Source organism: Rathayibacter sp. AY1F4 (assembly GCF_002931775.1).
In the GTDB taxonomy this organism is placed as follows: Bacteria; Actinomycetota; Actinomycetes; order Actinomycetales; family Microbacteriaceae; genus Rathayibacter.
This window is the reverse complement of record NZ_PSVE01000034.1, coordinates 1-26,173: the sequence shown is the minus strand read 5'-3', so window position 1 is coordinate 26,173 and position 26,173 is coordinate 1. Positions and strand designations below refer to the sequence as shown.

The window sequence follows — 26,173 nt, the reverse complement described above, 5'->3', positions numbered from 1 at the left end:
CCCCCGACCTCAGGACACCGTGAACCCTCAGGACACCGCGAAAGCCCCCGCCTTCCCCTGGATCGGCCTGCTCACGCTCGCCGGCGCCGTCTTCGTCTCCGTGACGAGCGAGTTCCTCCCGACCGGGCTCATCCCCGACATGTCGCGCGACCTCGGGGTGAGCATCTCGCTCACCGGCCAGCTCGTCACGATCTTCGCCGCGACCGTCGTCGTCGCGACGACTCCGCTGACCCTCGTGACCCAGCGCTTCTCGCGCAAGAGCCTCCTCCTCGTGGCGCTGTGCACCATCGCGGTCGCCAACGTCCTCGCCGCGCTCGCCCCCACCTTCGGGCTGCTCATCGGCGCCCGCATCCTCGGCGGGCTCGCCCACGGCCTCTTCTGGGCGATCGTCGCCGCCTACTCCGCTCACCTCGTCGCTCCAGAGCAGCTCGGCCGCGCGACCGCGATCACGGCGGGCGGCGGATCCGCGGCCTTCGTCCTCGGCGTCCCCCTGGGCACGGCGCTCGGGCACGCGTTCGGCTGGCGGCCCACCTTCGCGATCCTCGGCGGCGTCGTGCTCGTGCTCGCGCTGATCGTGGTGAAGTTCCTGCCCGCGGTCGACCACCACATCCCGCTGCGGACCGGCGAGATCCGCCTGCCCGCGCGGAAGGACCGGACGCTCCCGCGCATCATCGGCGTCTGCGTCGTCATCCTGCTGGTGCTGATCGGCCAGAACACCCTCTCGACCTACATCACGCCCTGGCTCGAGAACGCCTCCTTCGCCCCCGACACGGTGCCGCTCGTGCTCTTCGCGTTCGGCGGCGCAGGGGCGGTCGGACTCGTCCTGGCCGGCTTCGCGACCGACCGGTTCCCCCGCTCGGGCTTCGTGGTCGCCGCGATCGCGGTCGTCCTGGCGCTCGCGGGCCTGGCCGTCGCCGCAGGCACCGGCGCCGCCACGGCCGTGGTCGTCGCCGCGGTGATCTGGAACATCGCGTTCGGCGGCATCCCGGCGATGCTGCAGACCCGGATGCTGCGCACCTCCTCCTTCCAGCTGCGGAGCCTCGCCGCGGCGCTCCAGACGACGGCGTTCAACATCGGCATCGGCGGCGGCGCGGTCGTCGGCGGACTGGCGATCGACGCGAGCGGGCTCGACGTGCTGCCGTGGGTCGCGATCGTCATCGTCGCCGTGGGGCTCGTCGTCAGCCTGATCGTCGACGCCCGGGCGACGGCGGCGGTGCGGGCGGAGGCGGTCCCTACTCGCTGAGCCTGTTCACGACGGAGGAAGAACGCGTTCCGGCGCGCGCCGATCCGCGTGTTCACGCTCCAGTCGGAACGTTCTTCCTCCGTTGTGAACACGGCGGCCTCCGGCCTCGTGAACGCAGCGGCGTTCCCCCGGCGCGAAGACGGGGATGTCGTCCGCGCGGACGACGCGGCGCCCCGGGGAGCAGGGGATACGGTCGAGGGATGAGAGACGGAACCCGATGAGCCCGAGCACCCTCGAGCCGCCGCTGACCCTCCCCTACTACGGGGCTCCGCCGATGGCGGCGCTCCGCCGCTTCTTCGGCAACTACCTCCGCTTCCGCGGGAGGGCGAGCCGGGCCGAGTACTGGTGGATCATCCTCCTCGGCAGCGTCCTCACGGCGCTGCTGCAGCTGGCCGACGGCGGTCCGTGGCGCCTCGACTTCACGCTGACCCCGTACCCGAGCGGCGCGCCGTTCCAGACCTTCTGGGTGTCGCTCGCCGCGGGCGCCATCGCGCTGGCGACGTTCCTCCCGTCGCTCTCGCTGATCTGGCGGCGACTGCACGACGTGAACCGCAGCGGGCTGTGGATCCTCGCGATCCTCGTGCCGATCGCCGGCTACGTGTTCCTGCTGATCCTGTTCGTGCTGCCGCCGCGGCCGGAGGGCGCGCGGTTCGACTGAGCGGCGGACGCGTCGGCAGTGGAGTGCCGGACCCGGCCGACGAGTCGGCAGTGCGGCTCGTCGGCCGCCCGCAGGACGACGCCCGTTCTCGCATCAACCGCAGCAACCGCGATGCGCCCGAGCCCCAGGGTCGTGTAACCGGCTTCCTTCTCACCGGTGACCCTGGACGTGCCGATCGCGAGACAGATCATCGACCAAGCGAGAGCGGCGAAGAACAGCACCAGCGGTACGAAAAGGGGCAGACGCGAACCCGGAGGAAGGACCGCGAACCCGACGAAGAGCCAGATACAGGCGATCGCCTGGGCGAGAGTTCCCCACCCGGTGCTGAGAACACGTGTACGCGCAGACCACCCGGGCAGCACTTCCACCCTCTCCGGCACCAGCGCAGGTACCCTCTCCGCCCCCGACATCACGCGCCCTCCGTCGGCAGCGCCAGGGCGACAGCGCCAGCGGCGCGCGCATCAGCCCGCTGCACCGCCCGATAGACCGTCGACCGCGCGACCTTGAACTCCGCCGCGAACTCGGCAACGGTGCAGTTCCCGGCACGATGCTCTGCGACCAGATGCGCCTCGATCTTCGGCGACAGCTTCGGCTGACGGCCACGCAGACGCCCCTTGGCCTTCGCGACCTTCATCCCCTCACGAGTGCGGGCACGAATCAGATCCCCCTCGAACTCCGCGACCATCGCGAGCACGTCGAACAGCAGCCGGCCGATCGAATCCTCCGGATCGTGGACCAATCCCCCGATGCTGAGCTTCACCCCGCGGCGGGTCAGCTCATCAACGATGTCGCGAGGGTCTGTGATGGACCGCGCGAGCCGGTCGAGCTTCGTCACGAGCAGAGTCGATCCGGCGTTGCACGCAGCCAGCGCCTCTCGTAGCGCGGGACGCTCGCGGTTCCGGCCGGTCAGACCCGAGTCGGCGTAGATCCGATCGGATGGGACGCCGGCCGCCCGGAGCGCGTCGCGCTACGCGGTCGCATCCTGCTTGTCGGTTGAGACGCGGGCGTATCCCACGAGCGACCGTGCGCTCAGTGTGTCAGTTGACGCCCCACCATCGGGCATCTCATCGGGCGGGTCTATTGCGACAAACAGCGCCGCGAGATTCCGGTCTCATGCGCGGCCATCCTGGGCGGCCGGATGACGACCCCCATCCGGGATGCCGCGGCCGAGCGCGGCCGGTTAAGCGAGGGCTCCTCTCAGTCGGCAGACTGTGCTGGTGTCCTCTAGGAAGAAGATCCGAGCACTGCTGACCACAGCGCAACGTGACCAGACGCATGTCACGGTCCGATTCGCATTCGGGAACCGATGGTCGATCGACGGGTTCGTCGTCGGTGTGGGTCGGAAGTGGGCGCTCCTCGCGGAGACGATGACCGGCGGCTTCTTCGACGGGTACGCCGCCGTCCGTCTCGCGGAGATCGAGCGGGCGCGACCGAGTCGGTCCTGGGAAGCACGATTCTCGCGCACCCAACCGGAGTGGCCCCCTCACCCGCCCGCCGATCGCACCGCGATCGATCTGGACACCACCTCGGGGCTGCTGGCCACCTTCCTCGACCCGAAGACCCTGGTCAGCATCGAACGCCGCAAGAAGTACAGCGCGATGTGGGTGGGCGTCCCCTACGCACTCACTCGCAACTGGCTCTCCCTCTGGGAAGTGGACGCGAAAGCGATCTGGCACGAACGTCCGCTCGGCTACCGACCCCGAACCATCGCCCTCGTCCGGACCGGCGACCACTACCTCAGAGCACTCTCGGCCGTCGTCGGCGACCGACCTCCCCAGGACCTGCCGTACGACTGGGCCGCACGCTCGAAGCACGCACGACGCCAGCAGTGACGACAGGCCGACGATGGCCGGTCAACCATTCCCTAACGGGACGGCCCGCCGGCGGGCAGGCTTCCGTCACTCCGACTGCTACGAGCTGCGCCCTTCTTCGATACTTTCTCTCCATGACTTCGCCAGCGAGTACCGGTACCTGGACAAAAACAAACTGGGCAGGTGTGACGACCACTGGAACGTGGACGATGACGCCTCCGGCGTCGGCGACAACCCCGCCGCCGCCGATGCAGTCGCAGAAACGCGCGTGGTGGGTTGCTGCAGCTGCGGTCGCCGCGCTCCTCCTTCTGCTGGGAGTGGTCGTCTTCTTCACATCGCTCAACACGGGTAGCGGTGAAACCGCTGCAACGTCCGCCTCCAGCGCGACGCCCACGGCGGATACTGGCGGCGCCCAGAGGACTGCAACGCCGGCCGTCGGCACGACGCCCGCGGCGAACGACACGGGGTGGACTCAAGCGACGTGGTTTGCCGTGCTCTTTGGGAGCGTGTCGGCGATCTGCCTCATCTTCAAGGAGGTCTTCAACACATTTGCACTGAGCAGCGGTTTCAACGAGACGTCGAAAAATCGCGCAAAGGAAATAGCGGCCGGGTGCTCGGTGTTCGGCTTGATTTTCGGCGCGCCGACAGTGGCGGCAACGATCATTGCTCTAACGGCGAAGTAGCACGCATGTGCGGTCGAGACGTGACGACGCTGGCACACCCGGTGGGATGAGCTGTCTGTGGCACCGATCCTGAAGGACGTGCATCTCTGGTGCCGATCAGGAGGATTACAATCGCGTAGACGACGGCGGCTGCGAGCTGTTCCTCGTGGTTTCCGTCGCGCAGTGAGTTGGCGAGGAGGACGGTCGGTCGGGGTACGAAGGCAATACTGAGGAGCAGTGCGATGCTGAGCACGAGCACCTTCGTGCCGATGCGCTTGAGTCGGATCCAGGTCTGGTGGTGGGAGAGCCAGATCGCGGCGGTGGTGAAAACGAGGCGAGGTAGGCGATGTAGGCGGAACAGTCGCCCGGCAGCTCCTCACCGGTGGTGATTGTGCTCGCCGGGGAGCAGGTCGAGGACCAGCAACGTGAGCACGATCGCGAACCTCGCAAATTTCGAACACGACCCCCTCGGCACTGAGTAGCAGTCGCATCCTCTCGCTAAGCTCTAGCTATGTCGAACCAGTTCCCCAGCCTGAACCAGATGTTCGGGCTTGAGCGCGAGAAGAAGATCGCCGATTCAGGCGTCCGGAACATTTTCACTCCACACCAGCCTATCGGGGAATCAGATCTCCTCTTCGGTCGCCAGACAGAAGTGCGCAGCCTTATCGAGACACTCAACACCCCGGGCCAGCATGTCCTTCTCTACGGGGAGCGTGGCGTAGGAAAAAGTTCGATTGCTAACGTCGCCTCCGTGCTGATCTCGGGCTTGATCGAAGCAAAAGTCTGGACGAAACGCTGCGATAACTCTGACACCTTCGAATCGATCCTCAAGGGGCCTCTCGCGGAAGTAGGTGCAGATCTCACATTGGTCGCCGTGACGGAGCAGGATGACAAGAGCGGTACCCTCGACGCCAAGGTGGCGAAGGGTACCCTTGCCAAGTCCATTGTCGCCAACTATGCCGCGAGCCATTCACTCAGCCCTTCCACAGTAGCGGAAGCCATTGCACATCTTGAGGGCCTGCTCATCGTGGACGAAGCGGACGCTATCGGAAACCCGGAGGATCGCCGGAAGCTCGCCGAGCTCATCAAGCTCCTTAGCGACTCTGGTTCAAAGTTGAAGGTGATGATCGTCGGGATTAGCGAGACTGGCGAGGAACTCACAGCGGCGCACCCGTCCGTGCAGCGGTGCCTGCGGGAAACAAAGCTCAATCGCATGTCGACCGCGGAACTGACAGAGATTATTACAACAGGCGGGCCAAAGGCTGGGCTTAATTTCACTGAATCCCTGACAAAGGCGATCGTGCGCCTGAGTGCGGGGTATCCGCACTTCACTCATTTAATTGCCCTTAAGTGCGCAGAGGAGGCGGTGGCCGCCGATCGCACCGAAATTGACGAGCATCACTTGAAGGATGCACTAACAACCGCGGTCCGGGACGCGGAAGGCACACTGAAGCGAGACTATGAAGCTGCCACGCGGTCCGCCGGCACCGACATGTATCGAAACATTGTGCTTGCGGCAGCATCGTTAGATTCGGAAGAGTTCAACGCCGCGAGCCTGCGCGAAGCAATCGACAGAATCACCAGCGGTTCCATTTCTCAAGGGTCGCTGAATAATTTCCTGATTCGGCTCGTCTCAGACGATGGGAAGTCGATACTCACTCGAACCGCGAAAGGCGTCTATCGATTCACGGATCCTCGTATGGCAAGTTATGCGCGCATGTACAACGCGCTGGCTGCACTTTAGCGAGGCGCGCCAAAGGCGCGACTTCACTCTGTAAACAGGTCCAGCCTTGGGTGGAAGGGTGGGCGCCTGCCGAAGCCCCGGACGAAACTCGCGCGTGCTGCGCTGATCAGCAACGGCATGGTGCGGTTCGGGTTGTCGCTGATGCTGTTCTCCATCGCCGGTGAGCAGACCTACGCGGCGTTCTCCGGGACGTGGTTGAACGTGCTCGGGTGGGCGCTGATCGTCCTCCTGGCCGCCGGCCTGGCGGTAGTCCGTGTGATCGAGAACCGGAACATCCGCGCGGGGAAGAAGTACAAGCCGCGTCCTCGCCGCTGACTACCGCTCGAGCGTGGGTGGCCGTTCCACGCGCGTGACCGGGGGGGGTCGAGGGGGTTCTCCCCCTCGTGCGGGCCGGCCCGTTTCGGGTCGGCCCGCGCACGCACTCAGAGCGCGAGCGTATGGAGGATCAGGGTCGTGGAGCCGATGGGCTTTGGGAAGTCGGTGTAGTCGAGGGTCGCGCGGCGGTTGCTGATGAGGTCGAGGGCGATCAGTTCCTCCTCGGACTCGTCCGTCATGTCGCCGGGCTCCTGGTCCCATTCGCGGAGGACCTGGCGGTCGGCGTCGAGGACCTTCCACAGTCCCCAGACGTGGGCGATGGGGCCGGTCGTCTCGTACTTGAAGACGAGGGCGGTCGCGGTGGGCCAGCCGTAAGCGGCCTCGGCGACGATCAGCGCTCGCGCTGCGGCGGCGGTCGCTTCGGCGTCACCGGACGCGGCTGCGGCGTCGACGGCGACCTCGGCCGCTCGCAGCGTCGGGTCCTCCTGGTACGGGTCGAAGCGGTGGGCGGGGCGGGGTGCGGTGGTCGTGGTGGTCATGGTCGGGCCTTCCTGTGCAGCAGTGGGAGAAGAGGAGGGGGCGGGGACCGGCGCGAGCCGGTCCCCGCCGGAGGGGCTAGCTGAGCCCTGCGGCGTCGGCGGGGGTGCTGTCGCCGGTGACGACCTGCTCCACCGGGGAGAGCGCGTATCCCCAGGCAGCGAGCTGACGGAAGTGCTCGGCCGTGCGCTCGTCGCCGCGGCGCCAGGACTCCTTGCTCGTGTGCGCCTCCTGGCCTCCGAGCACGACGGCCAGCGCGACCAGGCGGGCCTTCGCGGGGTTCGCCTCGACCAGCGCTGCGAGGGCGTCGGCGCGGTAGCCGGACGGGCACTCGATGCGCAGCAGCGCGTGCGCGAGATCGCTGCCGTTGCTCATCCCCGACGACACCGCGAACCGGTGCGTGGTGAGGCCGAGAGCGATGACGCGATCCGCGTCCTTGGGGAGGGTCTTGCGGGCGAGGAACGTCGCGATCCACTCGCGGCGCACCTTCTCGGCCGCGTTCCACGCCTTGTTGTTGGCGATGAGCACCTTCCGCTCCGCGGACTTCTCGGCACGCTCCTCCTCGGCCTCCTCCTCGGTCTGCGGCTGCTCGGGGGCTCCGTAGGCGTAGGTGAATCCGGCGGCGGTGGGGTCCTGGACGAGGAGAGTGACCTCGACCTCGCCGCGCCAGCTGGTGTCGATGAGCACTCCGCGCCCGGGAACGGCCGCGACCTGATCCGGGGTGACGCTCTTCCCGTCCTCGCCGCGCAGCTGCCGGATGGGCGTCCACGTCGCCTGGTCGCCGTAGGCGTCGGAGCGGGTGAGGATCTGGAAGCCGTTGCCGGTCTACTCGGCGGCGGTCGCTGCGAGGAGCGCCTGGTGCGCGGCCTCGTCGCGGAGGGTCTGCGCGGTGTGCTCGAACTGGGCGGGGTCGTGGGTGGCGACCTCGATCAGGGTTGCGCGGGCGTCGGCGTCGTCCTCGAACTCCAACAGCACCGCTGCCTGGTCCAGGGTCAGCTCGTGCTCGTGGAGAACGGACGTTACGGTCGCGGACTCCGCGACCGCGAGCCCCTTCTTCACCGCGTCGGTCTTGGTGCCGGTGCGCTTGGCGATCGCCGCGGCGGACACGCCCTCGAACGCGAGCTGCGCCCACGCGGCGGTGCGGTCCGCGACCGAAAGCTCGGCGCGCTGGTCGTTCTCGATAATCTGCTGAACGATCCGGTCCGCGGTCGTCTCGTCGCCCTCCACGACGTAGGCCGGGATCGTGGCGACCCCGGCCTCGCGGGCGGCAAGGGTGCGGCGCTGTCCGGCGCGGACAATGACGTTGCCGTGCTCGTCGCGGCGGGCGAGGACCGGGGTGATGACGCCGTTCTCGCGGATCGACGCGATGAAGTCCTTCGTCAGCGGGGCGCTGGTGCGGACGTTCGCCTCGATCACGAGGGCGGTCGGGTCGATGTGCTGAACGGTCCCGGTTCCGGTGGTGATAGTCACGATGGTTTCTCCTTGATCGGTGTGCGACCATGAAGGTGACGAGTCCCGTGGTTCTAGTCCAACTACGGGGCTTTTGTCGTCTTCCTGATCGTTTTTCTTTTCCTCTCCGGCGAGTGAAAACCAATTGAGTGGAGTCGGCGGAGGGACGGCTCTCTCGGGCGAAATAAGGGAGCATGCGACCGCGTCCGAGAGAGACGGCACGCAGCCGACGGAGCGAGATAGGTTGAAACCGCGGAGAGGTGAAGAATCTCAATCAGGTTGTCAACAGTGCCGCAGGCTCCATCAGCCAGCGCCAGCCGGTCTTGCGCCCCCGCTGGTCGAAGTGACGCATAATCTGATGATGACGACGGCCGAGTGGTTCTCGATGGACGAGCTGCCTCCATCCACAAGCTCGTTCACCCGTGCATTCCTGACGCAACTGAGCCTCCGCGCTGCCGCATGGGATACGGACGTGCAGCCGAGCGACACCAGCTTCGACGCTTCCCCCGACACGGTCTGGGCTCGCATCGACGTGCCGGGCCTATCCGGCGGCATGACGGTGCTCTGGGTGGCGTGCACTGAGGATTACCACGGGGTTCCCCTGGTTGAAGGCTCGTGGGGAGACCGATGGCTGGTCGCCGACCACCACGGCGCGGATCCGTCCCGAGACCTCACTGTGTCGGGCGCACCTGCGGCGCCAGAGCTCCTGGCCGACCTCGCCGCTCAATGGTGCGAGCGGCACCTTCGAATGGATGTATTCCGCGAAGAATGGGCGTTCGGGCGATGGACGCATTGGACGGAGCTCGGGCGCCAGTTCCAAGTGCGGGAGAGACGAACTCCGGTCAGGAAGATATTGGAACGAACGAACGGTCGCTCAACGGGACAACACCTTCACTCAAGCCAGAATCTCCCTGAGTAGGCTCCAGTAGTTGACGAAGACCTGTGCGACTAGAGGAGACCGGGGTAGCACCCCGACCTTCCTTGATCGGTGAACTATAGGGGCGGTCATCGCGAAACATCGCCCAGATGACGTCGAGGCGGCGCCGCGCGAGGGCGAGGATGGCCTGCTTGTGCGACTTCCCCTCGGCGCGCTTGCGGTCGTAAATGACTCGCGACTCGGTCTTCTGCTGCACGCTGACCATCGCTGCGAGGTAGCAGGCGCGCAGCAGCCGTCTGTCGTAGCGGCGTGGCCGGTGGTGATTGCTGCTGATCTTGCCCGAGTCACGCGGAGCCGACGCGAGCCCGGCGACGCCGGCCAGTCGGTCGGCGCTGACGTAGACGCTCAGGTCCGCGCCGGCCGACGCGAGGAACTCGGCTGCGAGCAGCGGACCGAAGCCCGGCATCGAGCGCAAGAGCTCGGCGGCACGGCTGGTCTCGACGCGCGTTGCGATGAGCTGGTCTATCTCTGTGATGCGGCTTTCGAGAGCGATGACGTCGAGGGCGAGCCGGCGGGCCAGTTCAGCCGCGATCGCCTGCCCGGGGAGCACGCTCTGCTGGCTCTTCGCGGCAATGACCGCGGTGGCGGCGGTCGCGACCGCGCTCCGGCAGCCTTGCGCTCGAAGCCACCGGGCTAGGCGCGACTCCCCCATCTTCCGGATCGCGTCCGGAGTGGCGTAGCCGGTAAGTAAGAGGAGTGAGGCGCGGCTGGCGGAGTAGTTGAAGGCACGCTCGAGCGCGGGAAAGTACTCGAGCAGGTGCCCGCGGAGCCGATTGATGGCCCTCGTCCGGTCGCAGACGAGGTCCTTCCGGTGCGCGGTCAGCGCGCGCAGCTCGATGCGAGTCTCATCCGCGACGGTCAGTAGTTGCAGGTCCCGGCGCATGCGCGCCTGGTCGGCGATGATCGCCGCGTCCTTCGCGTCGGTCTTCCCGTCGCCGCGGTACGCCTTCGCGGCGTGGTGCACGGCGTGACCGGGGATGTAGACGACCGGCAGGTCGTGGGCGGCGAGGAGCCCGAGGATCAGTGCCGCTCCCCCACTGCTGAGGTCGATCGCCCATAGGCACTCGTCGTCGCCGGCGAGATCCGTGACCGTAGCGATCAGCTCGAGCAGCGCCGCCTCATCGTTGGCGACGCGAGTGGAATGGAGCTTGGCGCCGTCGGCGTCGATGACGACGCAGTGATGGTGCCCCTTCCCCGCATCGATCCCGGCCCAGATCTGCGGCATGGCCGCTCCCTTCACTTCCCTCGTGTGGTAGTGATGGTCACGCCGACTTTTCCTTACGCAGCGATCTATCGCTTCTCTCAATTAGCGGTCGAACCATCGGGTGGACGGCGGGCGGCCATTCTTCACGAGCCGTCACAGCGGCGAAAACAGCTGAGCCATGTCCGCCGTCCTCGGACGATCGACACACTACGACTGCGCCGGAACCGCCCGAGCAACGAGGTAAGGAAAACGGGTAATCCGGCCGCGTAGCGGCTCCCGCCGGCGGTGCTCCGTCACCGCTGCGCGAGCGCAGCTCGCGCCCCCGAACGGGGAAACGGGTGTGGCCTTCGCCGTCTACGCGACCGAGACTGCGGGCTGTGGCACTGTGTGCAGATGATGATGTGGCGTGAAACGGCGTCAGCCGAAGCGCAAGAGGATCTCGACGGCCTGCTCGACCTGACGATGACCCGCGCAGTCGAAGCTCTCGGAAAGCGCGGTGAGCTCGGCCCGTTCTCCGCCTCGATCGACACCGACGGGCGCAGCGTTCTGAGCATGGTGGAGCCGGCGCCAGGACAAGGGAACAACTCGTCCCAGGCGGACCTCGACGAGCTCCGGCGTGCGAGCAGAGAGAACCGGCAGTCGTTACGGGCGGTCGCGTACGTCAGCGTGGTCACGATCAGCGGGAGTGGTGACGCCATCCGAGTCGAGTCAGAACATCGGGAAGGCATCGCGCTGGTGGTCCTGGTTCCCTACACCCGACTTCGTCTCCGCAAGCAACTGAAGCTCGGCGAGATGCGCCTGCAAGCCGGCGTAGCCGACATCTGGGCGCCAAAGGTCTGACTTCCTCGCGACCGATGACCACGCATGACCGCGTGTCCCACGAGGAACGCGATGCCGAGCGCGAACCAGGCCAGTAACCAGACGAGCAAAGGACCTGCCGCGTAGCGGCTCCCGCCGGCGGTGCTCCGTCACCGCTGCGCGTGCGGAGCTCGCGCCCCGCCTCCGGCGGGACACCGGGGAGCGCGAGGGGGTCACCCCTCGTGGCCGGCCCGAAGGCCGGCCCCTCCCCCGCACTACTCGGCGGGCGTCAGGAACGCGATCAGCGCGGCGGCCTCGGCGGTGCCGTCGTCGTAGACAGTCATCCCGCCGGGTCCGCACTCCCCCGGCAGTCCGAGCGTGTTGCGGGTGTGCGCGAGGATCTCCGCGTCGGTCGCGGTGGTGTTCTCCGGGTCCTCGTCGCGGCTGATCGCGAGGATGAGCGCGAGCTGTTCGGCCGTGGCGCGGCCGGTGTCGGTGCGGGTCATGGTGTGGTCCTCTCAGCGGTTCAGGAACGGGGCGACGCGGCGGATCGCTGCGCGGCGGGCGTAAGTGATGCAGTGGCGGAACGAACCGCTGGTGATGCCGTGCAGCTGGTCGGAGTGCCACGCTTCCCAGACCCCGGACTTACGGCGGGTGACGTGCACCGAGGGCGTCGTCTTGGGGTCGGTGCCCACGACGCGGACGTCAACCGCGCGGGTTTTCGCGAGCGTGAGGTAGGTCTTCGCGGTGGTCTGCAAGTCGGTGGCGGTCTGCACGGTGTGGGTGCTCCCTCTGACTGATCGTTTTTCTTTGCCTCTCCGGCGGGGAAAACCGTTTGAGTGGAGGCGGCGCAGTGACACCGAGAGCGGGCGAAATAAGCCCGCAGGGCGCGTCCGCTCTCGGTGGCACGGAGCCGGTGGAGCGAAATAGGTTGAAACCGCGGAGAGGTGAAGAAAACGGGTGGAACGGGCCCGCATCGCGGCCTCCCCTTGGCGGCGCTCCGTCGCCGCTGCGCGAGTGCAGCTCGCGCCCCGGAACAGGACACGGGGAGCGTGAGGGGACCACCCCTCACGGATAGGCGAAGATCCCGCTCCTCGCGCCTGACACGCCTCGGCAACGCGCCTCGGCGGGTAGACGCGTGCCATCCCTACGCTGTCGGAGGTACCTCGTATTGTGGTGGCGTGAACAAAGCCAGCGTGAAAACGAGTGCCGCTGAGGCTGGTCGCGCCCAGTTCGCACGAGTCCGCCTCATTAACGAAGAGCTCGACAAACTCGGTGCCGATGCGGCAGAGCGGACCGCGAGCGTGATCGGGAAAGCGTCGTTTCTTGCTGTCTCTGCTGGCGTTCTCATCGCAGCATCAACGGCGCAAGTGTGGAGGGTCGCAGCAACTTTCGGCGTGCTTGCCCTCGCTCTGGCGTGCGTTTCGCTCACCTGCGCAGCTGTCGCCGTGCGCCCCGGCAAGAGGCGCGGCATCGAAGCACAACGTCTAGTCGATCGCTACATCGACTCCACCCAGTCAGCTTCACAAGTTGAACAACAGATGGTGCGGGACAAGGCCACGGTGTTGCGTGCACGCGAGACCGACCTCCGCGCTCGAGCGACATGGGTGTGGGTCGGTTTCGCGGCGCTCGCTCTTGCCGCGGCTGCACTGACGCTTGTATTTGCAGCAGAGACCCTTTGGAGCTGAAATGCCACGACCTGACTACGACGACAGCACTGCCGGTTCGGGCGACTCGGACGATGACGAGATGGGCACGAACCTCAGCGCCCTCTACGGCACCGGTGACGACACCCTTGGCCACCTCACCCACGGTGATGACGCAAACTTCAACTCATCCATCGGCATCTTTACGGAAGGCAAAAATGGCCCGGCCTGATTACGAAGAGGCTCGACCCGCTCCCGGCGGAAACGAGAGTTCCGCCGGCCCGAGTGACGGAAACGTCGGTTGGCATCAGAACGGGCTCCCGGACGACTAAATCGAACGACGCGGTCGCTAAATCCCGTAGCGCAAGCACGGCACTCAACCTCTGTCAGCCGGCTGCGTGTGCGACGCTACGGCGCAGTGCGCGCTGAGTAGGGGTGGTGACGACGGCGGTTGCGCAGGTGAGGTTGGGGCTGATCGCATTGGTCTCGAGTACACAGCCGGTGCGGCGGTTCTCGCCCTCCCTCCAGGGGACGGCGCGCTCGAGCCGAGGGCGCCTTCAATGCCGGGAACCTACGACCGACCGGGATGCACCGAATCTCGGCCACGAACCTCGGCTGCGACCGCCACGAGGCGTCTTCGGATTGTCGCGACTACCGCTGAGTCCAACCCTCAGCTCTAAAGAGATCTCAACGACAGAGAGGGACCGCACCGATCGGCATGGTCCCTCTCTGCCCACTACGCGCCTAGCGGCGCTTGCCGGCCCCGTTATTGGTGGCATCCACGTACACGTAGCGGTCGCCCGCGTGGGGGGTGGGCGGCAGCGGATTGTTCTGAATGCTGGTGCGCTCGGCACCTCCGCGGTCACCTCCGCGCGGTCCGACGATCCGGTACTGGCCGCTTCCGGGAGCGGGGGAGCCGGGGGTGAGCAGATTGGCCACGAGAGGCCTCCTTTCACGCACGGCTCCCAGCACTGGTCGGCGTGGACAGTTGACCACACCCACCAGGGCCGGGTTAAGATCAGGACGATTCTCTGGCCGAAAATCCGTTCTGACCCCTGCAGCCGCTGACTTGTACTGTCAGCGTTCGCTGACAGGGGTCTTTGCGTGTACGAGCCTCAGCGTACAGCTCTGATCGGTTTCTCGCTCGGTTCTGCAGCGATTTGAAGCGCCTAAGTTGACTCTCTGGTCATTCCGGTCGGCCGGTGGATCAAATAAGCGTCCTGGGGGCCACTGGGGGCCGCTGTGGTCGGGTTTACCCCCTTACTGTGAGCGTCCGCACTGTCCCGGCGGAGGGGATCGTACGTCAGGGCCGCCGATTTTCGATCCAGCCCGATTAGCTTCTCGCCCCCGATCGAATTTTTGTTCTTCCTGGGTTTCGGTTGAGTCTGGGGCGAAAGGAGCGGCTGCGTCTGCGGTCAAGTTCTCGACCGGTGAAGTGCGGCCGCACCCTGAGCGCGGCGCGGTAGTGACGACGGCGGTCGCCGGGTGGGATTGGGCCTGATTGCATCGGCCTCGAGTACGCGACCGGCGCGGCGGTTCCCTTCCTCGCCCCCAGGAGACGGTGCGCTCGTAGCCGACGACAATCACGGCGTCTTCCCGGTGGAGGGAGGCGACGACGTGCTCGCCCAGCTCGAACTTCGCATCCACGTAGTGCGCAGTGATTCCGGAGGATCACGTCATCCTCTACGTGCTCCGTATCGCGGACGGCTCGGATTAGGGGCTCAGGCCGTCCCGGCGAGGAGTGCGACGGCCGCTGCGGAGAAGAGAACAACTGCCGCCAGAAGAGCGCCGCGGGTCCGGGCGCGCTTGTCCACCGCGACCTTTGACACCTGCGCGGAGTGGAGCTCGGAGTCGCGATGAAGCGGCACGACACCGGCGACGACGAACGCGGCGCCCGTCACGGCCAGCAGCAGAGCGATCCCGTCCCACATGCCGACCAACTTACTCAGCCGCGGGGGCGGCGCTGCGGCGGGGTGCGCGCTGGGTGGTGGTGGTGGTGGTGACGACGGGGGCGGTCGGGCGGAGGTTGGGGCCGATGGCGTCGGCTTCGAGGACGCGGCCGGTGCGGCGGTTCTCGCCTCCGCCCCAGGCGACGGTGCGCTCGTAGCCGACGACGATCACGGCGTCTCCCTTGTGGAGGGAGGCGAGCACGTGCTCGCCGAGTTCGAACGTCGCTTTCACGTAGCGCGTGGTCGGGTTGCGGATGCACATCGCGAGAAGACAGGCACGACGGAGGCATCTTTTCGAATCCGTCCCAAACGGAGGCGCTGCGTCGAAACGGAGGCTGCAGGCAAGAGCCTCGAAGTCCGGTACTAACAGACCGACAGATTTCCGAATCTCTACTTCCGAGCCGCCAGCAATCAGTCAGGTCGACGAACCGGTCGTCAGGCCGCCCCCTACGCGCACCAGTCGCGCGACCGCCCGTTGACGCTGCGCGCGGTGTCGCCGGTGCCGAGGTCGACGAGCACGGTCGAGGTCGCGCTGAAGCCCGGCTCGCCCGGGTAGTCGTCCGGCCGGCCCTCGACCGAGACGGTCTCGACCGCGAGGTACTGCCCGTTCGGCGAGAGGCAGACGCCGCGGATGCGCCCCGTCGGCGAGGTGCGGAACACCTCCGAGGTGCCGGACGCGTCGACGCGGACGACGGAGTACTGGGTCGTCCCCGTCTCCGGCGCGTACTCGGCCTCGAGCTCGACGTAGCTCCCGGAGTCGAGGAGCAGGATCTGCACGGGCGACGCGGTCGCGCTCACGTCAGCCGGCGGGAGGGCGAGCGTCTCGACCGAGCCGTCGGCCAGGTCGATCAGCGAGCCCGACTCCGGATCGGCGACCACGAGCCGGTTCGCGCCGGGCACGAATCCGCGCAGCTCCGCGTGCTGCCCGAGCGGGCTGATCGAGCCGGGCGTCAGCAGGTCGAGCAGGAGCACCGTGTCGTCAATCGAGTGGGTGACGACCGAGGTGGTGCCGGGCACGAACGTCCAGTCGCGCGCCCGCAGCGGCCCGCCGTCGATCCCGACCACGGGGACCGCCTCGGCCTTCTGGTCGGTGAGGTCGTAGGAGTAGAGGGCGCGGTCGAGCGGGCCCGACGGCGCCTGCCCGGTGAAGGTCCAGCCGAGCACGCCCTTCTCGGGCGAGGAGTGCAGCTCGCGCACGGTCCCGGGGCCGGGAAGCGGGATCACGCCCTCGGAGCCGGTGTCGAGCGTGACCGTGCGGAGGAGGTTCGTGTCGTCCGGCTCGATGGTCACGACGACCAGCACCGGGCCGACGACGGCGTAGTCCTGGATCCGGTCGGCCGTGACGAGGACCCGGGCGTCGCCTCCGGAGAGCGGGCGGACGCGGACGGCGTCGGGCTGCGAGGGGTCGTCGGCGGTGCGGTCGAGCGTGAAGAGGTCGGGGTCCTTCGTGGTGAAGGAGGCGGAGACGTCGGCGGCCGAGCCGGTCGCGGCGCTGCGGGCGTCGTCGATCCCGATCTCGTAGCGGGTGGCGTAGCGGAGGGTGTCGGTGAACGTGACGGTGAGCACGCCGCCGTCGAGCTCGGCGGTGTGCGGGGCGTCCGGAGCGACGCGGACGCGGTCGAGTGCGTCGGGCTCGAGAGCCTGGTCGAGGTGCAGGCGGGCTCGGGAGCCGTCGCGCTCGACCACGCCGTCGGTGCTGACCTCGAGGGAGGCGACCCGGGGCCCCTTCGCGACGGTGGCGGCGGTCAGGCCTCCGACCGCGAGGACGAGCACCGCGACGACCGCCCAGAACAGGCGGGGGAAGCGGGAGGCGCCTGCGGAGTCGAGGCCGGGAGCCCGCCGCGCGCCGCCTTCGGACCGTCGCCCGCTCTGCGCCGACGTGCCGCCGCCGGGAGACGCGCCGGACTCGGGAGACGCGCCGGGCTCCGGAGACGCGCCGCGCTCAGTAGACATACGGCATCGCCGGCTCGTCGATCGGAGTGAGCGCCTCCGGCTCCAGCACGACCGCCTCGGCGCTGGTGACGCTCGGGTTCGCGCCGAAGCCGCCGCTCGCCTCCAGCCACTGCCCCTCCGACCAGGTGTCGGCCCAGCCGGCCTGGTAGACCGGCACGCCCACCGGCTGCGCGTCCACCGCGCAGCAGGTGACGACGAAGCGGGCGATGTAGAAGACGTTCTCGGGGTCGGAGGCGTCGGGGGTCACGAATCCGCTCACCGTCGCCGTGCGGCCGGCGAGGAACTGCTCGCTCGCGCCCTGGCGCAGCAGGGTCGCCCAGTCGCGCACGCTGAACGAGGCCGTGTCGCCGGTGGGCGCCGCGGCGGTCACGGAGGCGTCGACGGCGCTCGTGTTGACCTCGCGCTGCGTCGCGGTCGAGGCGGTGAGGGCGGCCGGCGGGAGCACGAGCAGGGCGACGGCGGCGGAGGCGATCACCGCGACTCCGGCCGCGACCGCGACCACCCGGCGCCAGGGGCGGGCGGGCGCGGGGGCGTGGAGGTGCTCGACGTCGTCCTCGTGCTCGTGGGCGTCCTCCTCCGCTCCCGGCACGACCGCGAACGCCGCGATCAGCAGCACTCCGGCGATCACGGCGAGCACCACCGAGAACTCGAAGTAGCGGGGGTGGATGTAGAGGCCGAGCCGGCCGGTCGCCGCGAGCCACAGGGTCGAGACGACGCCGATCAGGCTGAGGACGACGCCCTTCCAGCGGGCGAGGAGGCGCTCAGAGCGCATAGTTCACCGCCAGTCCCAGCACGGCGGCGGCGAGGGCGACCAGCACGGTGACGCGCACCAACGTCGCGGCCGAGAACGTGGTGCGCAGCAGCGCGAGCATCTTGACGTCGATCATCGGGCCGAAGACGAGGAACGCGATGATGCCTCCCGGCAGGAACGTGGAGCCGAACGAGAGCACGAAGAACGCGTCGACGTTCGAGCAGATCGAGATGACGAACGCGAGGACCATCAGCGCCAGCACCGACCAGAGCGGGTCGCCGCCGAGAGTGGTCAGCACGTCGCGCGAGACGCCGACCTGGATCAGCCCCGCGAGGGCGGCGCCGACGAACAGCGCCGGCATCATCGCCCCGGTCTCCTCGGCGAACAGCAGCACGCTGCGCCGGGAGCGGTCGCGGAGGGAGCGGGAGGGCCGCTCGCCCGCCTCGCAGGCAGCGCGGAAGCGGTCGGTGAGCAGGCTCATCGGCTCGGAGTGGCGGCTGAAGATCCAGCCGACGAGGTTCGCGATCACGAAGCCGCCGACGATGCGCCAGACGAGGATCCCGTCGGCCCAGCCGAAGGCCTGGTAGGTCGTGACGATGGTGATCGGATTCACGATCGGCGCGGCCAGGAGGAACGTCATCGACTCCGACACCGAGAGGCCCTTGACGATCAGCCCGCGCGCGAGCGGCACGTTGCCGCACTCGCAGACCGGGAGGAGCACGCCGAGCAGCGAGATCACGAGCCGCCGCGGGAGCGCCCGCTTGGGCAGGATCCTCAGCAGCACGGCCTCGGGCACCCACAGCTGCACCGCGATCGAGAGGACGATGCCGAGGAACACGAACGGCAGCGACTCGATGACGACGCTGATCGAGAGGGTGAGGAAGTCGCGCACCGCGTCCGAGAGGGCGTCGCCCGCCGCGTCCGGGGCGAGCAGGCGCGTCGCCACGAGGACGGCGACCAGGGCGAGCCCGAGGAGCGGCCCGCGCCGCGACCGCCGGGCGCCCGGGGACGCGCGGGTCGGGGCGGCGAGCGCGGATTCGGGGGACATCCCGACCCATCGTAGGCGGGGGCCCTGCGCGGGCCGGCGCGGGGCGCGGCTGCGACGTACCCGGCGAGTGTGAGCCCGACCCCGCGAGGTCCGGCTGCCCGCGAGTGTCCGATGGTCGTCGCACTCGCGCTCGAGTGCGACGGCTTCTGGACACTCGGTGCGAGGGCGCGCGCCGAGGGTCGAGGGAGGCGGTCGCGGCACTCGCGGAGAAGCCCTCCGGGTGCAGGATGAGCGCATGCCCGCCTCCCCCGCGCACCCCCTCCGCGTGCGGATGCAGCCGCGCGCGATCGACGAGGCTCACCGCGTCTCGAGTCCGCTCGAGCTGCTCGTCGACCTGACCTTCGTCGTCGCGATCGCGCAGATCGCCCGGCAGCTCGCCCACGCGACCGAGGAGGGGCACCTCGCCGAGGGGCTCCTCCCCTTCGGCATGGTGTTCTTCGCGATCTGGTGGGCGTGGATGAACTTCACCTGGTTCGCGTCCGGGTACGACACCGACGACGTGCCCTACCGGCTGCTGACCCTCGCCCAGATGGGCGGCGTCCTCGTGCTCGCGGCGGGAGTGCCGGCCGGCTTCGAGGAGGGCGACTACCGGGCGATCACCATCGGCTACGCGATCATGCGGTTCGCGCTGGTGAGCCAGTGGATCCGCGTCGCCGTGTCCACTCCGGAGCACCGTACCTCCGCCGTGCGCAACGCCGTCGGCTTCTCGATCGTGCAGGTCGGCTGGCTGCTGCGGCTGCTCCTGCCCGAGGAGGTCGGGGTGGTGAGCTTCCTGCTCCTGGTCGTCTGCGAGCTGGCGGTGCCCCTCTGGGCGCAGCGGGCGGGGGACGCGAACTGGCATCCGCACCACGTCGCCGAGCGGTACGGGCTGTTCACGATCATCCTGCTCGGCGAGGGCGTCCTCGCGGCGGTGATGGGCGTGCAGCGGGCGGTGACGGAGGCGGGCGTCAGCGCCTCGCTCGTGCTGGTCGCGGCCTGCGGGCTGGTGATCGTGTTCGCGCTGTGGTGGCTGTCGTTCTCGCATCCCTCCGGCGAGCTGCTGGAGCGGCGGCGCGGCCTCTCCTACCGCTGGGGCTACGCGCACTTCGCGGCGTTCGCGGCCCTCGCGGCGCTGGGATCCGGGCTGGAGGCGGCCGTCGCCGCGACCGCGGGCCACCTCGAGGCGTCCGACACGGTGATCGGCGCAGCCGTCGCGGTGCCGGTCGCGGTCTTCGTCCTGACCCTGTGGGCGGTGCACGCGCCGCTCGGCGAGCACCAGCCGATGCCCGCGCGCCTGGCGCTCCCCGGTGTCGCGCTGGCGCTCGCGACTCCGCTCGTGGCGGGGGTGCTCGGCGTGGGCGGTGTGCTGGTCGCGCTGGCCGCGGTCTCGGCGGGGCTGGTCGCCGCGGTGGTGGGGCGCGGGCGCACCGCGGAGTGACGGGGTCGGCGGGCGAGGCGCGTCGCCGTCGCGAGAGGCGCGTCCGTCACCTCGAGACACCGCCCTCGTCGGCGAGACGCCGGCCTGGCGGCGGTGTCCCGGCGGGAGCGGAACGCCTCGACGAGCGCACCGCGGCGGCGGCTACCCCCGGCGCGGCAGTGGCTCCGGGCCGAGACTCCGGCCTGGCGGCGGTGTCCCGGCGGGAGCGGAACGCCTCGACGAGCGCACCGCGGCGGCGGCTACGCCCGGCGCGGCAGTGGCTCCGGGCGGCGGGGCACCCAGCAGCGGACGCGCGAGCGGTAGCGCTCGAAGTCGGCTCCGAAGCGGGCGGCGAGGTCCGCCTCCTCCAGCGGGCGCACGGCCTGGTTCCAGACGACGGCGCCGAGGAGCGCGTACAGCACGACCAGCCACGATGAGAGCAGCATCCCGACCGCCGCTCCCTGCACGATGCCGGCGACCGCCATCGGGTTGCGGACCCAGCGGTAGGGGCCGGCGATCACCAGCCGGTTGGTCATCGCGATCGGCAGCGGCGTGCCGTCGCCGAGGAGCGACATCGTGAGCCCCGACCAGATCCCGAGCGCGCTCGCCGCGACCAGCAGCAGGACGCCGACGCCGACGACCGCGGGCGGCGCCGCTCCGAGGCCCACGCCCCAGCGCGACTCCAGCCCAGCGATCACCAGCGGGACGACGACCAGCGCGCCTCCCCAGAACACCACGATCTGCCCGAGGGTCGCGGCGAGGTGCGATCCGGGCCGGCGGCCGGCGGTCGCGACGCGGAAGGTGAAGGGACCGGAGGCGATCCAGCGCGTGGGCACCCGGCCGAGCAGGAGCAGGCACGCCGCGACGACGGAGCCGCCCGCCGCGGCGAGCATCGCGACGACGCCCCAGCCCGCCTCCCCCGTCAGGGTGGCCCAGACGGCCAGGGCGACCGCGACGAGGAGCGTCCAGGCCGTCGCGGTGACGGCCGCCCAGCGGATGCCGGCGGCGGCGAGAGCGGAGGTGCCGACGAACAGCGGGAGGTCGAGAGCCGCGACAGGGACGGGATCGAGGCTGCCGAGCGTCGCGATCCGCACCGCGGGGACGAGCGCCACGGCGACCCACCAGGCCGCGCCGCCGAGGGCCTGCACGGCGAAGTAGAGGCGTCCCCAGGGCATGGCTGCACGGTACTTCATAGCTGAACCCAAGGAACGACCCAGGGCGTTGACGGGCTCGGCGCCCTAGGCTCGGAACCAGTTCCCGCCGCCTCCACGAGAAGCGGCCCACCACGACGCCAAGGACGACGCCGATGAACCGCACGACCGTGATCACCGCACTCGCCTGCGGGCTCCTCCTCACCGCCGCCGCAGCCACTCCCGCTGTCGCCGCGACCTCGGACACCGCCGGGGACTCCACCCGCTCCGTCGACGAGTTCGGCGTTCTCGCCGCGACCGACGGCGACACGCTGCTGATCAACGGGCGCGCCTTCCTCCTCGAGTAGGTCCTCCCCGCCGGGCACGGCCGCGAGGACGCCACTCGCGGCGCCGGCCTCCTGATCCGCCGCTGCGTCGACGTCGACGCCACCCCGGCCGTGTTCCTGGGGGCCGTCATCCAGACCGCCGACGCCGACGACGCCGACATGCTGTCCGCGCTCCCGTCGGTCGTCATCGAGGCCGCCGCCCCCGTTCGCCGAAGCCCGCGCCCCGACGGCCGGTGGGCGAAGCCTCGCCTCGGGCGACCCCGGATCGTCATCCACCCCCACTAGGGTGACGCTACTCATGCCCGGTCCTCCGGCCGTGGACCGGATCCGACACGGATCCCGCGAGGGGTGCCGCCCGGCAGTCGTCTCGCCCGTTCGCGGACCGCCCTCCCCGGGAAGGCTCCGCGTCCCCGCGGCTGGAGTCAGCATGGAGTCCCCCTTCCCCCTCGCGCACCGGCGATCCGGCACCACCGTCGGACTGCTGTCGACCTTCCCGCCCACGCGGTGCGGGCTCGCGACCTTCACCGAGGCCCTCGGCGGAGCACTGGCCGACGAGCACGGCGCCGGCATCCGCACCGTCCGCGTGATGGACGAGCTCGCCGTGCCCGGATCGACGCCCGGCACGAGCGTCATGGCCGAGCTCGTCGCGGGCGACCAGGCGAGCACCGCCCGCGCGGCCGCCGAGCTCGACTCCTGCGACGTCGCGATCATCCAGCACGAGTACGGCATCTACGGCGGACCCGACGGCGACGAGGTGATCGCCCTGATGGAGCGGCTGGCCGTGCCCGTGATCGTGGTCCTGCACACGGTGCTGGAGACGCCGACCCCCTCGCAGCGCCTCGTGCTGGAGCGGGTCGCCTCCCTCGCCGACGCGGTCGTGGTGATGACGGCCGTCGCGGCCGAGATCCTCGAGCGCCGCTACGACGTGGACGCCTCGCGCGTCGTCGTCATCGCGCACGGCGTCCCCGTCTGGAACGCGGCCGCCCGCTCCACCGCCGCCGCGGATCCGCAGATCATCACCTGGGGTCTGATCGGCCCGGGCAAGGGCATCGAGTGGGGGATCCGCGCGATGGCCGACCTGCGCGACGCCGGCGTCTCCGCCCACTACACCGTCTACGGGCAGACGCACCCCAAGGTCGTCGCGCACGCCGACGAGGCCTACCGGGAGTCGCTGGCCGACCTGATCGCCGAGCTGCGGCTCGAGGACCGGGTCGTGCTCGACGGCCGCTACCTCGATCCCTCGCAGCTCGCCGCGGCGGTCGCCGAGGCCGACGCCGTCCTGCTGCCCTACGACTCCCGCAACCAGGTCACCTCCGGAGTGCTCGTCGAGGCGCTGGCCGCCGGACGACGGGTGGTCGCGACGGAGTTCCCCCACGCTCTCGAGCTGCTCGGGAACGGCCGCGGCCGCACGGTCGCGCACGAGGACCCCGCCGCGATGGCCGCGGCGCTGCGCGAGGTGCTCGCCGACTCCGCCCCCGCAGCCGCTCCGGCCGCCCTCTCCTGGCCCGCGGCCGCCGGCCTCTACCTCGATCTCGTCGAGCGCCTCCGCATCGAGCACGCGGCGTGACCGCGGGGCCCGCCCTCGCGACAGCACTCCCCTACGAGCACCTCGACGCCCTCACCGACGAGCGCGGGCTGCACGAGCACGCGCTGCTCGACGCGCCCCGTCCCGAGCACGGCTACTGCGTCGACGACGTCTCGCGCGCCCTGATCGTGGTGGCGCAGGAGCCGGAGCAGACGTTCCGGACCCGACGCCTCACGGAGCAGTACCTCCGCTTCCTCGAGGCGGCCGCGGAGCCGGACGGCACCGTGCACAACCGGCTGTCGCCCGACGGCGAGTGGGCCGACGCCTCCTCGCTCGGAGACTGGTGGGGCCGCAGCGTCTGGGCGGCCGGGGTCGTCGCCGCGCACGCCGAGCTGCCGCTGACCCGCCGCCGCGCGATGCGGCTCTTCCTCCACCTCGCGGAGGAGCGCTCGCCGGACCTGCGCGCCATGACGTTCGCGGTGCTCGGCGCGGTCGAGGTCGTCGCCGTCCGCCCGCACTCGCTGGTCGCGGTCCAGCTGCTGCACGACGCCGCGCCGATGCTCCTCTCCTGCACGGATCAGGCCTGGCCCTGGCCGGAGGCGCGCCTGCGCTACGCCAACGGCTGCGTCCCCGAGGCTCTCCTGGCGGCCGGCGAGGCGCTGCAGGATCCGCCGCTGCTCGCGCGCGGTTTCGCCGCCCTCGCCTTCCTGCTGGGCCTCGAATCGCGCGACGGCCGCCTCTCGGTGACGGGCGTGGCCGGCCGCGGGCCGGAGGAGCTCGGAGTGCTCTTCGACCAGCAGCCGATCGAGGTCGCCGCCATCGCCGCCGCGTGCGCCCGCGCCCTGACGCTCGACGAGGATCCGCTCTGGCGCGAGGGCCTCGCCTCCTGCTGGGCCTGGTTCCACGGGGTCAACGACTCCGCGACCGTGATGGTCGATCCGCTCTCCGGCGCCGGGTACGACGGCCTGGAGCCTCAGGGGCGCAACGAGAACCGGGGCGCGGAGTCGACGATCGCCGCCCTGCACACCTCGCTCGTCGTGCGGCGGGCCGGCCTGCAGCCGACTCGGCCGAGCGTCCCGGCGGCCCCCGCGGCCGTCGCCGCCCGATGACCGCAGGACCCGGGGACCCGGCGGCCGGGCTGCGGATCGCGATGCTCGCGCCGATCGCATGGCGCACGCCGCCGCGCCACTACGGGCCGTGGGAGCAGGTCGCGAGCCTCCTGACCGAGGGCCTGGTCCGCCGAGGAGTCGACGTGACGCTCTTCGCGACCGGCGACTCCGTGACGACGGCCGCGCTCGAGTCGGTCGCTCCGACGGGCTACGCCGAGTCGGGCCGCGACGGCCGCGTCTGGGAGGCGCTGCACATCGCGGCGGTCCTCGACCGCGCCGGCGAGTTCGACCTGGTGCACAACCACCTCGACTGGCTGCCGCTCGCCCTCGCGGCGCAGTGGCCCGTGCTACTCGTGACGACGGTGCACGGCTTCTCGGGGCCCGAGATCCTGCCCGCCTACCGCGAGGCGCTGCGGCACCCGCGCACCGCGCACCTGGTGTCGATCTCGGACAGCGACCGCTCCCCCGAGCTCGACTACGCGGCGACGGTGCACCACGGGATCGACGTGGACGGCTTCCCCGCCGGATCCGGAGGAGAGGACCTCGTGATCCTCGGCCGGATCCACCCCGACAAGGGCACGGCGGAGGCGATCCGGATCGCCGCCGCGGCCGGGCGCCGCCTCCTCATCTGCGGCATCGTGCAGGACGAGCGCTACTGGCGCGAGGAGGTCGAGCCGCTCGTCGATGGGACGCGCGTCGTCTACCGCGGCTCGGTCGGGCCGGAGGAGCGTGCCCTCGTGCTCGGCGGGGCGCTCGCGCTCCTGCATCCGATCGGCTTCGACGAGCCGTTCGGCCTCTCCGTCGTCGAGGCGATGGCGTGCGGGACGCCGGTGATCGCGTACCGCCGCGGATCCATGGCCGAGATCATCGACGAGGGCGTCACCGGGTACGCGGTGGGCTCCGCGGCGGAGGCGGTCGCCGCGGTTGAACGGGTCGGACTCCTCGACCGCGCGGCCGTGCGGGCGACCGCGCGCCGCCGCTTCGCCGTGGACCGGATGGTCGACGAGTACCTGGCGGTGTACGCGGGAGTGCTCGGGCGCTGACGCCGGCGCGGTCGCGGTGGCGACCGGCCTCGCGTCGGGCTCGGATGCGCGGGGTCGGCGTCAGACGACGCGGCCGTCTCGGAGGGTGAGGACCAGGTCCGCTCGATCGGCGAGGGCCGGGTCGTGGGTCGCGACGACGGCGGCCGTGGGACCCGAGCGGACGGCGGTGGCGAGCAGATCGATCACGCGGGCCGCGGTGGCACTGTCGAGCTGGGCGGTCGGCTCGTCGGCGACGAGCAGCCGCGGGCGGCCGACGAGCGCCCGGGCGATCGCGACGCGCTGGCGCTGCCCGCCGGAGAGCTGGTCGGGGCGCTGATCGCCGTGCTCGTCGAGCGCCACGGCGGCGAGCGCCGCGGTGACCCGCTCGTCCCGCTCGGACGGGTCGGTGTCGACCAGGCGCAGCGGCATCTCGACGTTCTCGCGCGCCGTCAGGTCCTCGAGCAGCGCGAAGTCCTGGAAGACGATGCCGAGACCGCCGCGCCGCAGCTCCGAGAGCCGCCGCTCGTCGAGGTCCGCGACGGCGGCGCCGTCGACGAGCACCCGTCCGCTCGTGGGCCGGTCCACCGTGGCGAGCATCGACAGGAGCGTGGTCTTGCCCGCTCCGGACGCGCCGCGCACCACGACCAGCTCCCCCGCGGCGACCGAGAGCGAGACTCCCGCGCAGCCGACGGCGTCGCCCGCCGGAGTCCGGAAGACGCGGTGGAGGTCGACGGCCTCGAGGACGGCGGTCACGACGCGTCCTCCGCGGGGAGGGAGTGCCGACCGCGGCGCCGCGGCGATTCGGTAGGCCGGGGCGGGTCGGCGGGCAGGAGCGGATCGGCGGGCCGCGATCGCGGTGGCCCTCGTGAACGAGCCGGACGTGCTGCTCACCGACGAGCCGACCGGGGAGCTCGACGAGGCCGCGACGGTCGACGTGCT

The 26,173-nt window shown here is 70.0% G+C and carries 27 protein-coding genes and 2 pseudogenes; 14 read left to right on the top strand and 15 right to left on the bottom strand.

All coding sequences use genetic code 11. The features are described from left to right. Both C5C59_RS16155 and C5C59_RS16150 read left to right on the top strand, forming a co-directional pair. Window positions 1–1,243 (top strand): MFS transporter (locus tag C5C59_RS16155; protein ID WP_219812278.1); only part of this gene is annotated, 1,243 nt, incomplete at its 5' end. Between the two features lie 217 nt (window positions 1,244–1,460). Next, window positions 1,461–1,901, top strand: coding sequence for a DUF805 domain-containing protein (locus C5C59_RS16150; protein ID WP_181127784.1), 441 nt, complete (start codon window positions 1,461–1,463; stop codon window positions 1,899–1,901). A 409-nt stretch (window positions 1,902–2,310) separates the two neighbouring features. Here the strand turns inward: C5C59_RS16150 and C5C59_RS16140 are convergent. Then, window positions 2,311–2,964 (bottom strand): annotated as a pseudogene (locus C5C59_RS16140) (recombinase family protein). A 271-nt stretch (window positions 2,965–3,235) separates the two neighbouring features. On the opposite strand from C5C59_RS16140, the gene C5C59_RS16135 reads away from it, so the two are divergent. The 4 genes from C5C59_RS16135 to C5C59_RS17410 all read left to right on the top strand — a co-directional run bounded on the left by C5C59_RS16135 (window position 3,236) and on the right by C5C59_RS17410 (window position 6,433). Continuing rightward, entirely contained in the window at window positions 3,236–3,733 is a 498-nt protein-coding gene (locus C5C59_RS16135) for a hypothetical protein (RefSeq protein WP_104239423.1), read from the top strand. A gap of 164 nt (window positions 3,734–3,897) precedes the next feature. Next, window positions 3,898–4,395, top strand: a complete 498-nt coding sequence (locus C5C59_RS16130; protein ID WP_146082887.1) for a hypothetical protein — start codon at window positions 3,898–3,900, stop codon at window positions 4,393–4,395. Window positions 4,396–4,885: 490 nt separating this feature from the next. Continuing rightward, window positions 4,886–6,118, top strand: coding sequence for an ATP-binding protein (locus C5C59_RS16125; protein ID WP_104239421.1), 1,233 nt, complete (start codon window positions 4,886–4,888; stop codon window positions 6,116–6,118). A gap of 141 nt (window positions 6,119–6,259) precedes the next feature. Then, the gene (locus tag C5C59_RS17410) at window positions 6,260–6,433 is read left to right on the top strand and encodes a hypothetical protein (protein ID WP_181134930.1); all 174 of its coding nucleotides are present in this window, start codon (window positions 6,260–6,262) and stop codon (window positions 6,431–6,433) included. Window positions 6,434–6,540: 107 nt separating this feature from the next. Here the strand turns inward: C5C59_RS17410 and C5C59_RS16115 are convergent, their stop codons facing one another. From C5C59_RS16115 to C5C59_RS16100, 4 genes and pseudogenes are all read right to left on the bottom strand, one after another. Further along, window positions 6,541–6,972: a hypothetical protein gene (locus tag C5C59_RS16115; protein ID WP_104239419.1), complete on the bottom strand. Its 432-nt coding sequence runs from the start codon at window positions 6,970–6,972 to the stop codon at window positions 6,541–6,543. A 76-nt stretch (window positions 6,973–7,048) separates the two neighbouring features. After that, window positions 7,049–7,657: a hypothetical protein gene (locus tag C5C59_RS16110; protein ID WP_104239418.1), complete on the bottom strand. Its 609-nt coding sequence runs from the start codon at window positions 7,655–7,657 to the stop codon at window positions 7,049–7,051. Window positions 7,658–7,795: 138 nt separating this feature from the next. Beyond that, on the bottom strand, window positions 7,796–8,440 hold the full coding sequence (locus C5C59_RS16105) for a ParB/RepB/Spo0J family partition protein (protein WP_181134929.1): 645 nt from the start codon (window positions 8,438–8,440) through the stop codon (window positions 7,796–7,798). Between the two features lie 974 nt (window positions 8,441–9,414). Further along, window positions 9,415–10,581 (bottom strand): annotated as a pseudogene (locus C5C59_RS16100) (IS110 family transposase); the annotation flags it as partial. Window positions 10,582–10,953: 372 nt separating this feature from the next. On the opposite strand from C5C59_RS16100, the gene C5C59_RS16095 reads away from it, so the two are divergent. Next, a complete protein-coding gene (locus tag C5C59_RS16095) occupies window positions 10,954–11,400 on the top strand; it encodes a hypothetical protein (protein ID WP_146082886.1) in 447 nt (148 codons plus the stop codon). 233 nt (window positions 11,401–11,633) lie between these two features. Here C5C59_RS16095 and C5C59_RS16090 read toward each other — a convergent pair whose 3' ends face one another. Together C5C59_RS16090 and C5C59_RS16085 are read right to left on the bottom strand one after the other, a co-directional pair. Beyond that, complete coding sequence (locus C5C59_RS16090; RefSeq protein WP_104239415.1) at window positions 11,634–11,864, bottom strand: hypothetical protein; 231 nt, start codon at window positions 11,862–11,864, stop codon at window positions 11,634–11,636. Window positions 11,865–11,876: 12 nt separating this feature from the next. Further along, window positions 11,877–12,134: a hypothetical protein gene (locus C5C59_RS16085; protein WP_104239414.1), complete on the bottom strand. Its 258-nt coding sequence runs from the start codon at window positions 12,132–12,134 to the stop codon at window positions 11,877–11,879. A gap of 405 nt (window positions 12,135–12,539) precedes the next feature. On the opposite strand from C5C59_RS16085, the gene C5C59_RS17090 reads away from it, so the two are divergent. After that, a complete protein-coding gene (locus C5C59_RS17090) occupies window positions 12,540–13,046 on the top strand; it encodes a hypothetical protein (protein ID WP_146082885.1) in 507 nt (168 codons plus the stop codon). Between the two features lies 1 nt (window position 13,047). Next, window positions 13,048–13,236 (top strand): hypothetical protein, encoded by a 189-nt coding sequence (locus C5C59_RS16080; RefSeq protein WP_104239413.1) that lies wholly within the window; start codon window positions 13,048–13,050, stop codon window positions 13,234–13,236. Between the two features lie 512 nt (window positions 13,237–13,748). On the opposite strand, the gene C5C59_RS16075 is transcribed toward C5C59_RS16080, so the two are convergent. From C5C59_RS16075 to C5C59_RS16050, 6 genes are all read right to left on the bottom strand, one after another. Further along, the gene (locus tag C5C59_RS16075) at window positions 13,749–13,943 is read right to left on the bottom strand and encodes a hypothetical protein (protein WP_104239412.1); all 195 of its coding nucleotides are present in this window, start codon (window positions 13,941–13,943) and stop codon (window positions 13,749–13,751) included. 782 nt (window positions 13,944–14,725) lie between these two features. Then, window positions 14,726–14,935 carry a hypothetical protein gene (locus C5C59_RS16070; protein WP_104251323.1) on the bottom strand — a complete coding sequence of 70 codons (210 nt, stop codon included), beginning with the start codon at window positions 14,933–14,935 and terminating at the stop codon, window positions 14,726–14,728. Between the two features lie 10 nt (window positions 14,936–14,945). Continuing rightward, the gene (locus tag C5C59_RS16065; RefSeq protein WP_104239410.1) at window positions 14,946–15,215 is read right to left on the bottom strand and encodes a hypothetical protein; all 270 of its coding nucleotides are present in this window, start codon (window positions 15,213–15,215) and stop codon (window positions 14,946–14,948) included. A gap of 185 nt (window positions 15,216–15,400) precedes the next feature. Continuing rightward, complete coding sequence (locus C5C59_RS16060) at window positions 15,401–16,906, bottom strand: hypothetical protein (RefSeq protein ID WP_104251322.1); 1,506 nt, start codon at window positions 16,904–16,906, stop codon at window positions 15,401–15,403. After that, on the bottom strand, window positions 16,896–17,678 hold the full coding sequence (locus C5C59_RS16055) for a TIGR03943 family putative permease subunit (protein WP_104239565.1): 783 nt from the start codon (window positions 17,676–17,678) through the stop codon (window positions 16,896–16,898). Before C5C59_RS16055 ends, C5C59_RS16060 begins: the two co-directional genes overlap by 11 nt. Then, complete coding sequence (locus tag C5C59_RS16050) at window positions 17,668–18,705, bottom strand: permease (protein WP_104239566.1); 1,038 nt, start codon at window positions 18,703–18,705, stop codon at window positions 17,668–17,670. The genes C5C59_RS16055 and C5C59_RS16050 overlap by 11 nt, the downstream gene beginning before the upstream one ends. A 235-nt stretch (window positions 18,706–18,940) precedes the next feature. Here C5C59_RS16050 and C5C59_RS16045 point away from each other — a divergent pair, with 235 nt between their 5' ends. Beyond that, window positions 18,941–20,122 carry a low temperature requirement protein A gene (locus C5C59_RS16045; protein WP_219812501.1) on the top strand — a complete coding sequence of 394 codons (1,182 nt, stop codon included), beginning with the start codon at window positions 18,941–18,943 and terminating at the stop codon, window positions 20,120–20,122. A gap of 239 nt (window positions 20,123–20,361) precedes the next feature. Here the strand turns inward: C5C59_RS16045 and C5C59_RS16040 are convergent, their stop codons facing one another. After that, on the bottom strand, window positions 20,362–21,276 hold the full coding sequence (locus C5C59_RS16040) for an isoprenylcysteine carboxylmethyltransferase family protein (protein WP_104239567.1): 915 nt from the start codon (window positions 21,274–21,276) through the stop codon (window positions 20,362–20,364). A 131-nt stretch (window positions 21,277–21,407) separates the two neighbouring features. Between C5C59_RS16040 and C5C59_RS16035 the strand changes: the two genes are divergently transcribed. The 4 genes from C5C59_RS16035 (at window position 21,408) to C5C59_RS16020 (ending at window position 25,255) form a co-directional block, all read left to right on the top strand. Next, complete coding sequence (locus C5C59_RS16035; protein WP_104223384.1) at window positions 21,408–21,599, top strand: hypothetical protein; 192 nt, start codon at window positions 21,408–21,410, stop codon at window positions 21,597–21,599. A 406-nt stretch (window positions 21,600–22,005) separates the two neighbouring features. Next, window positions 22,006–23,145 (top strand): glycosyltransferase, encoded by a 1,140-nt coding sequence (locus C5C59_RS16030; RefSeq protein WP_104239568.1) that lies wholly within the window; start codon window positions 22,006–22,008, stop codon window positions 23,143–23,145. Beyond that, complete coding sequence (locus C5C59_RS16025; RefSeq protein ID WP_181134928.1) at window positions 23,142–24,212, top strand: glycosyltransferase; 1,071 nt, start codon at window positions 23,142–23,144, stop codon at window positions 24,210–24,212. The genes C5C59_RS16030 and C5C59_RS16025 overlap by 4 nt, the downstream gene beginning before the upstream one ends. After that, entirely contained in the window at window positions 24,209–25,255 is a 1,047-nt protein-coding gene (locus C5C59_RS16020; RefSeq protein ID WP_258062809.1) for a glycosyltransferase family 4 protein, read from the top strand. The genes C5C59_RS16025 and C5C59_RS16020 overlap by 4 nt, the downstream gene beginning before the upstream one ends. Window positions 25,256–25,315: 60 nt before the next feature. Here C5C59_RS16020 and C5C59_RS16015 read toward each other — a convergent pair whose 3' ends face one another. After that, window positions 25,316–25,987, bottom strand: coding sequence for an ABC transporter ATP-binding protein (locus C5C59_RS16015; RefSeq protein WP_181134927.1), 672 nt, complete (start codon window positions 25,985–25,987; stop codon window positions 25,316–25,318). Window positions 25,988–26,173 lie beyond the last annotated feature (186 nt).

Coding starts and splice junctions, on each gene's coding strand:
- C5C59_RS16150 (WP_181127784.1), top strand. CDS start 1,461: ATGAGCCCGAGCACCCTCGAGCCGCCGCTGACCCTCCCCTACTACGGG.
- C5C59_RS16125 (WP_104239421.1), top strand. CDS start 4,886: ATGTCGAACCAGTTCCCCAGCCTGAACCAGATGTTCGGGCTTGAGCGC.
- C5C59_RS17410 (WP_181134930.1), top strand. CDS start 6,260: ATGCTGTTCTCCATCGCCGGTGAGCAGACCTACGCGGCGTTCTCCGGG.
- C5C59_RS16115 (WP_104239419.1), bottom strand. CDS start 6,972: ATGACCACCACGACCACCGCACCCCGCCCCGCCCACCGCTTCGACCCG.
- C5C59_RS16095 (WP_146082886.1), top strand. CDS start 10,954: ATGATGATGTGGCGTGAAACGGCGTCAGCCGAAGCGCAAGAGGATCTC.
- C5C59_RS16090 (WP_104239415.1), bottom strand. CDS start 11,864: ATGACCCGCACCGACACCGGCCGCGCCACGGCCGAACAGCTCGCGCTC.
- C5C59_RS16080 (WP_104239413.1), top strand. CDS start 13,048: ATGCCACGACCTGACTACGACGACAGCACTGCCGGTTCGGGCGACTCG.
- C5C59_RS16070 (WP_104251323.1), bottom strand. CDS start 14,935: ATGTGGGACGGGATCGCTCTGCTGCTGGCCGTGACGGGCGCCGCGTTC.
- C5C59_RS16065 (WP_104239410.1), bottom strand. CDS start 15,215: ATGTGCATCCGCAACCCGACCACGCGCTACGTGAAAGCGACGTTCGAA.
- C5C59_RS16060 (WP_104251322.1), bottom strand. CDS start 16,906: ATGTCTACTGAGCGCGGCGCGTCTCCGGAGCCCGGCGCGTCTCCCGAG.
- C5C59_RS16055 (WP_104239565.1), bottom strand. CDS start 17,678: ATGCGCTCTGAGCGCCTCCTCGCCCGCTGGAAGGGCGTCGTCCTCAGC.
- C5C59_RS16050 (WP_104239566.1), bottom strand. CDS start 18,705: ATGTCCCCCGAATCCGCGCTCGCCGCCCCGACCCGCGCGTCCCCGGGC.
- C5C59_RS16045 (WP_219812501.1), top strand. CDS start 18,941: ATGCCCGCCTCCCCCGCGCACCCCCTCCGCGTGCGGATGCAGCCGCGC.
- C5C59_RS16040 (WP_104239567.1), bottom strand. CDS start 21,276: ATGCCCTGGGGACGCCTCTACTTCGCCGTGCAGGCCCTCGGCGGCGCG.
- C5C59_RS16035 (WP_104223384.1), top strand. CDS start 21,408: ATGAACCGCACGACCGTGATCACCGCACTCGCCTGCGGGCTCCTCCTC.
- C5C59_RS16030 (WP_104239568.1), top strand. CDS start 22,006: ATGGAGTCCCCCTTCCCCCTCGCGCACCGGCGATCCGGCACCACCGTC.
- C5C59_RS16020 (WP_258062809.1), top strand. CDS start 24,209: ATGACCGCAGGACCCGGGGACCCGGCGGCCGGGCTGCGGATCGCGATG.